This window comes from Rhizobacter sp. P3_B12 (genome assembly GCF_056402895.1).
The window spans coordinates 1-1,307 of the sequence record NZ_JBFUGN010001336.1 but is presented as its reverse complement, the minus strand read 5'-3'; the positions used below and the strand labels follow the sequence as shown (position 1 = coordinate 1,307).

Sequence of the window (1,307 nt, the reverse complement as noted above, 5' to 3'; positions counted from 1 at the left end):
CCGCTGCACCACTTCGCCGACGCCGCCGCCGGCCGCGTTCTGCACGATGGCCGACGCGAAGCGGCCGGTGCTGTACAGCGTCGCGATGCCGACCGCGAGGAACACCAGCATGCCGACGATCGAGAAGAAGCCGTCGACGTCGACCGTCTGCGTGGCGGGGATGCCGCCGCCGTGCGCGATGCCGAACATGATCTCCAGGCCAAGCAGCACCAGCGCGAGGTTGACCTTGGCGACCATCACGTAGACCACCATGCCGAAGAAGAACTTCAGCCAGCCGTCGAACAGGAACGACAGCCGTTCGAACAGCAGGAAGGGCACCGTCAGCCAGCCGATCGCGTAGGCGATCTGGAAGCCCCACAGCGTCCACAGCTCGACCAGCGTGGCGACGATGCCGAGCGCGATCACGATGATGTACGCGAAGATCGCGGCGATCCACGACATGATCCCGGGCCCGAGGCAGTCGAACAGGTCGCACGACGAATGGAAGTCGACCTGCACCACCATGCCGAAGATGTTCTCGGCCAGGCTCACTTTCGGATCGCGCCCCGAGATGCCGGCGCCGAGCACGTCGGACACGTAGCGCCCGGCGCCGAAGATGGCCGGGAAGATCGCCTTGTACGCGCTCAGGATCAGGTAGACGAAGAACAGCGTCATCATCAGCGCCATCATGTCGAGCAGGTCGAAGCCGCGCAGCGCGTAGCCGCTGAACTTCCAGACGAACAGCCCGAGCGCGAGCGCCGAGAACAGCACGTTGACGACCATCTCGATCTCGTGCGTGCCGAGCGCGTCGCCGATCTTCTGCGTGATCTGCTCGGTGACGCTGTCGAACACCAGGAACACCTCGTGCAGCGCCGGCAGCGACGCGGCATGCGCCGGCAGCGCCCAGCCGGCGAGCAGCAGCGCGCCGACGATGCCGAGCGCCGCGCGCTCAGAGCGCCGCATGGCCGGGCGCCCGTTCCACCGCGTCGGCCAGGCGGCGCATCTCGGCGCCGGTCTGCAGCAGTTGCGCCTGCAGCTGGCGGCCGTAGCGCAGCGCGGCGTCCTTCACCGCCTCCTCGCGGGCCAGCACATCGAGCAGCGCGAGCGCGAGCGTGTCGCGCCCGAGTTGCGCGGCCTGGCGCTGCGGCTCGTCGCCGACCACCTGGCCGGCGGCGATGCGGCGCTTCAGCTCGTCGGCCAGCGCCGAGGCGGCGGCGCGCGAGGCGAGCGCGCTGCGTGGCATCGCCATCGGCGCGGCGCCGCCGCTGAAGTCGGGCCCGCCGAGCTGCATCAGCGCCTGCGTCTGCTGCGCCTGCAGGCCGGCGAGC

At 69.8% G+C, this 1,307-nt stretch carries 2 protein-coding genes; both read right to left on the bottom strand.

Annotated elements, in window-relative coordinates; translation table 11 throughout:
* Window positions 1–942, bottom strand: a 942-nt coding sequence (locus AC1D01_RS35020; RefSeq protein WP_477874171.1) for a type IV secretion system protein, incomplete at its 3' end; no start/stop codon positions are given.
* The coding region (locus AC1D01_RS35015; RefSeq protein ID WP_477874169.1) for a hypothetical protein at window positions 929–1,307 on the bottom strand (379 nt) is incomplete at its 5' end. The genes AC1D01_RS35020 and AC1D01_RS35015, both read right to left, overlap by 14 nt.